The organism is Methylorubrum podarium (assembly GCF_022179745.1).
GTDB classification, from domain to species: domain Bacteria; phylum Pseudomonadota; class Alphaproteobacteria; order Rhizobiales; family Beijerinckiaceae; genus Methylobacterium; species Methylobacterium podarium.
Map to the genome: position 1 here is coordinate 1 of NZ_BPRD01000038.1, position 5215 is coordinate 5215.

The following is a 5215-nucleotide window of genomic DNA, read 5'->3' on the forward strand; positions in this document are numbered from 1 at the left end:
CTATCGCCGCCCTCGCCAGCGACGGTCGAGCGAACATCACGCTGACCTTCGCGGGGCCTTTCCTCGTGGCGGCGACGAGTTGGGGCGGCAACAGCGTGCGTGGTGGAACGGTGGTTCCGGGAAGCGCGCTGAAGGCCGTCGTTGCGTCCGCTCTCGGCGCCGATGACCCTACCCATCCCCTGCACGAGGTGCTCGGCCAAGTCGTGTTCGGCCATCTCGCTCCGCACCGGAAAGGGGCCGCGCGTCCACGGGCCGTCCCGCTCAGCGCCTACTTCGTCGGTGACGAGACCGCAGCGTTCGATGCCCTGAGCGACGATCCGGTTGAATGGGCCTCGGCCGGCGTGGTGCGCTTCGAACCCGACTGGAAATCGGGCAAAGCGCTCGAGGCACTCAACGCACGCTTTCACCACACCTTCATCCCGCGCTACGACGCCCGCACCCGCACGGCGGTCGCCGCGTCCGGCGTCGCCGACGAAAAGAAGCTCTTCTCGTCGGCGGCGGTCGTTCCGGGCGATCACGTCTGGTCTGGCACGCTGGCGCAAGGCGAGGCGACGCCTGAAGCGTTCGCAACGCTGCTGGCCGCACTTCCCGCGCGCATCGACGGCTTCGGCAAGACGCGGGTCACGGCGCAGGCCGAAGTGACCCCATCCCCTCGCGCGCACGTTCCGGCACCGACCGGGCGCACCTGCCTGGTTCTCGAGAGCGAGGCGCTCCTGCACGCGCCGGGCGAGGAGGACGGCACCGTTCCGCTCGACCGGCACGTGGCGGATTACCTCGCAGAGGCGATCCTGGCTCGCGGCGGCCCACAGGTGCCTCCTGAGAGCCTAAACGTCGTGTGCTACGCCCGTCATCGTCGCGTGGGCGGCTATCTCGCTGCTCGCTATCGCGGACAGGACGCCGGGTATCGGCCATGGCTCCTGACTACGGCAGGCTCGGTCATCGCCTTCGATCTGCCGTCGGATGCTAATCCGGCGATCGCCTCGTTCCTCAGCCGGGGCCTGCCGCTGCCGCGCGCCCTGTCAACACGTAGCTGGCGCGACTGTCCGTTCGTGCCCGGGAACGGATACGGCGCCGTGCGGCTCGGGACAGGCCTTGGAGGCTCAGCATGAGCCTTGCTCACGTTCGCTTCCGGTTCACCCTCGAGCTGCTGGCCGACCTTCACATTGGCACGGGCGCCGAGCAGTCCCTCTCCGCGCTTCGCCCTCGGGCCGGCCGGGCAGCTTCCGAGGGCGAGGCGAAAGAAGGTCCGCGCGTCGCGCTCGTGGCGCGCGATCACGCCGGGCGCCCCTTCCTACCCCCGACCGCCTTGAAAGGCGCACTGCGCAAGGCGTTTCGCGCGGAGGCCGCCGACGTGTCCGGCTGGTTCGGCGAGATCAAGGAAGGCGACGCGGGGCAGATGGGCCGCTTCGCGTTCTACGGTGGCAGGGCGGAGCCCTATCGCGCCGGCGCCGATCTGCCGCTGTGGTCTGAGACCGAAGGCACCTACCTCGCCACCGGCGTCGCGATCGACCGCGACAGCAGCACGGCCGACCACCGCAAGCTGTTCACGGTCGAGATGGTGCCCGCCGGCAGCCGCTTCGAGGTCGAGGGCACCTGGTTCGGGCCACGCGCGGAGGCCGAGCGCAACCTGCCCATTCTCCTCAGTCCGTTCGCGGCGAAAGGTGGCCTCGCGCTCGGGTCGGGCGGACGCAACGGCCTCGGCCGCGCCCGGCTCGATCCATGCGCGCTGGAGATCGCCGAAACCCGCTTCGACCCCGCAATGGGCGAGGTGGTCAGCGACACTCGCTGGACCCGCCTGACCGTGTGCGCGCCACCGCAGAAGGCAGGTCACCACGTGCGCCTTGCCCTGCATTGTCCAGGTCCGTTCGCCTCGGTGGATCCCCAGCGCGGAAGCGGCAATCGCATTGGAGCACTACGCCGCGACGCTGCAACCCCGGTGCTTCGGCCTGAGTCGATCGCCGGCGTGCTGCGCGCCCGGGCGGCATGGCTTTGCGCAGCCGGAGGGTCCGAGCCGGAGGATCGCTTCCGCAAGCCCTCGAGCTGGAAGACGCCGGCTGAGCTGCAGCCGGTCGAGCGCCTGTTCGGCGTGTCGGGCTTTCGCGGTCTTCTGCGGATTGCCGCTCTCGAACCGACCTCTGAACCGCAGCCGGACAACGATCTGACCTCGATCGCCCTCGACCGGTTCACCGGCGCGGTGCTGGAGTCGACCCTGTTCGTGCACGAGGCCTACGTGAATGTCGGCTTCGATCTCGATCTGAACCTCGAAACGCGCGTGGTCGAGGGCGTTACCTACCCGCTGGCGGCGGACACGGCCCTGTTCAAGGAACTGCTCGACGACCTCGACGGGGACGTGCTGCTGCTCGGCCACGCGACGAACCGTGGCTTCGGGTGGTTCGACGTGAAGCGCGTAAAGGGAGCGATGCCGTGAGCGAGACCTACGCCACCTTCCGCTTCGTGCCGGTCGCGCCGGGCCTCGTAGTCGAGCCGCCGGTGCGTCGCGAGGTCCTGTCCTTCGAGCGCCCGCTCGCCGAGGGCAGCGTGTCCGGCACGCTGACGGTCACGTGGACGGCACGCACGCCTATCTGCGTCGGCGCAGCGGCCGACGAGGGGCGCGCAGTCGAGCCCCTGCAGATCGGTGGGCGATATGCGCTGCCGGGGACGACCCAGCGCGGAATGATCCGGGCCGTGCTGGAGGCGGCCACGTTCTCGCATCTGGGCCGCATCAACGACGCGCGCCACCACGGCGTGCGGGATTTCGTCGGACACGGCGATCATCATGCCATTGCGCGCGACGATGTCCGAGCGGGCTGGCTGCGCTACGACGCGACGCGCGATACGTGGCTATTCCTGCGAGGGCGGCACACCGAGAGCCGCTTCGTGCGCGTGCCGTTCGAGAGCGTCCTTCAGGAGGTCGCCCTCGGAGGATCGGGAGCGCCGGGTAGGAAGATCGACTCGGCTCACTGGCAAGTGAGCATGGATGTCGAGGACAAGCTGCGAGCGCTGCCGCCCCACCTTCGGCTGCGTAAGATCCAGGCTCTCTACGGTCCGGCCGGCTCGCGCCCGTCCGCCAAATCCGGCATCCCGCGCGCCTATCTGCGGAAGGATCCGACGGTTCCGGTCTCCTTCCAGTCCGCCACCCATCCCGGCAAGGACTTGGTGCTCGTGGTGACGGGCCCCTACCAGCAGGATGCGCGCGAGGGATCGAGCCGGCGCGAGGACAGGAAGGCCGGCGTGCTTAAGACGCACGAGGCCTTGTTTCCGCTGCCGGTCGATGCCGATCAGGCGATCGTCATCCCCAATGCCTGGATGAGCGTGTTCCACCGGCAGCACGGCGACGTCTCGCGCACGGGTGCCAATCCGCGCGGGGCATGGCGCTTTTGGCTGAGGGCCTTCGGGTGGGAAGACGCCCTGTCCGGGTTTGAGGCCGATGCGGACGATCAGCCGCTCGACAGGCTCCTGGACGATCCGGCCAAGCTGCCTGGCATCCCTGTCTTCTGGCACTGGCACGGCGACCTGAAAAACCGCAACCCCGCCATCGATTTCTCTGCGCCGCCCGGCCGACAGGCCTTCTGGTTCGGCCTCTCGCGCGTGATCCGCGTGCCCTACGCCTACTCGGTGGGAGAAGTGGCGCAGCGCCTCTACGGCGAACCTGGCAAGCCCTATCGCGTGCCACGGCTCGACGAGCCGCTCGGCTGGGACTTCGCGCGCGCCCTGTTCGGCGAGGTTGACCGCGCCAACACGCGGGTCGCCGAACAGGAGCACGCGGATGGGAGCAAGCACGAACAGGCGCTGCGCGGGCGCGTCGCTTTCGACGTAGCCTGGGCGCCGGAGAAGACGCGGCCCGAGGGCGTTATCCGCCGGGGCGTGTTCGCCCAGCCGCGCGAGAGCTTCTGGCCGTTCTACCTTGCCCGGAGCGAGGATGCGGAACCTGATGGCACCCCGGTGGACTACAGCCACCCGGATGCCGTGCCGGCCGGCCGCAAGCGCACCGTGGCGCGCCGCACGGCGGTGCCGGACACGCAGTGGCCGCAGGGCAACGGCAACGAGGACACTGTGACGGGCGTGCGGTTCCTGCCCGCGGGCACCGTGTTTCAGAGCCGGGTGCGCGTCCACAACCTGCATCCGGTCGAGTTCGGCGCATTGCTGTGGGCGCTCACCTTCGGCGATGGAGAGGGCGGGCACTGGCATCAGGCCGGGCGGGCCAAGGGGTTCGGCTACGGCGCGCTCTCGCCGTGCGTGACGATCCCGAAGGGGCTGCGCGTCATCAACATGGCGCAGCCCCCCTCCGATCCGACGACGCTGCGCCCCTGGCTCAGCCTGTTCGAGCGTTACATGACTGAATGCCTCCAGGGAGACTACGGCAAGCGCGAGGAGATCCGGACCCTGCGCGCCTGCGCAAACCCGGCGACGGGTCAGAATGCGGCGGCGCAGCTCACCGTGTCGAGCCTCGAGGCCTACCGCCAACATCGCGAAGAGGCGAAGAAGGGGCGCCTTTCACGCGGAGCAAGGCGCAACCGCTTGCCCGATCTGCTCTAAGGGTCTCGTCTCGCACCTGATCCCGGTAGGGTCCTGAGCGGCGGACCCGACGGTCACGAGGGAGCTCAACCTTGACATGGTAGGGGCCACAGGTCGCGACATGACCTGCCCGCTCGACACCACTCTGGCAAAGCGGGCTCTTGGTCCGCGAGGAGGCCTACGGGCCTCGCTCGGGAGCTAGGCATCAAGCGCGACGCCTGCCACAGCTCCGACCCTCGATGAAAGTCGCTTGAGCATGGCAGGTGCCTTTGAGTGGTAACCCCGGCAGCCGCCGAAGTCCGTCAGCGCCTCGAGCAAGCAGCGAGGCTAATGGGAGTGCCGGTAGTCCAGATCGCTGCATTCCGGTGGGCGTGACATAGCCAGTCGCGGCGCGCTCGCGGCACATGCGCCTCAACAGCGTCGCACGCCGTCCGCATCCGCGGACACATTGCCGGCGCTTGAGCAGCCCCTCCGCCGCTCGTCGCGCACCCGACACGATTCGAACGTGTGACCTTTGCCTGAGGAGGGCCATGCGTTCATCCCATTGAGCGACCAGGGCCTTCCACCGCTCCGCAAAGCGCCGTTGCGTCGACGGTTCAGTTGGGCTACTCACGAGCCACGGTCAGCACCCGTAGCTCAGCTGGATAGAGCGTTGCCCTCCGAAGGCAAAGGTCACACGTTCGAATCGTGTCGGGTGCGC

At 68.9% G+C, this 5215-nt stretch carries 3 protein-coding genes and 1 tRNA gene; all 4 read left to right on the forward strand.

Features of this window, described 5'->3' with window-relative positions:
- Positions 1-1109: hypothetical protein (locus MFF42_RS01825; protein ID WP_238254137.1), on the forward strand; the 1109-nt coding region annotated here is incomplete at its 5' end.
- Positions 1106-2428: an RAMP superfamily CRISPR-associated protein gene (locus MFF42_RS01830; protein WP_238254139.1), complete on the forward strand. Its 1323-nt coding sequence runs from the start codon at positions 1106-1108 to the stop codon at positions 2426-2428. The genes MFF42_RS01825 and MFF42_RS01830, both read left to right, overlap by 4 nt.
- Positions 2425-4536, forward strand: a complete 2112-nt coding sequence (locus MFF42_RS01835; RefSeq protein ID WP_238254146.1) for a hypothetical protein — start codon at positions 2425-2427, stop codon at positions 4534-4536. The genes MFF42_RS01830 and MFF42_RS01835 overlap by 4 nt, the downstream gene beginning before the upstream one ends.
- A gap of 604 nt (positions 4537-5140) precedes the next feature.
- Positions 5141-5214, forward strand: a tRNA-Arg gene (locus tag MFF42_RS01840).
- The last annotated feature ends 1 nt before the right edge of the window (position 5215 follow it).

Excerpts from the sequence above, each read along its gene's own strand:
- MFF42_RS01830 (WP_238254139.1), top strand. The coding sequence starts at position 1,106 with ATGAGCCTTGCTCACGTTCGCTTCCGGTTCACCCTCGAGCTGCTGGCC.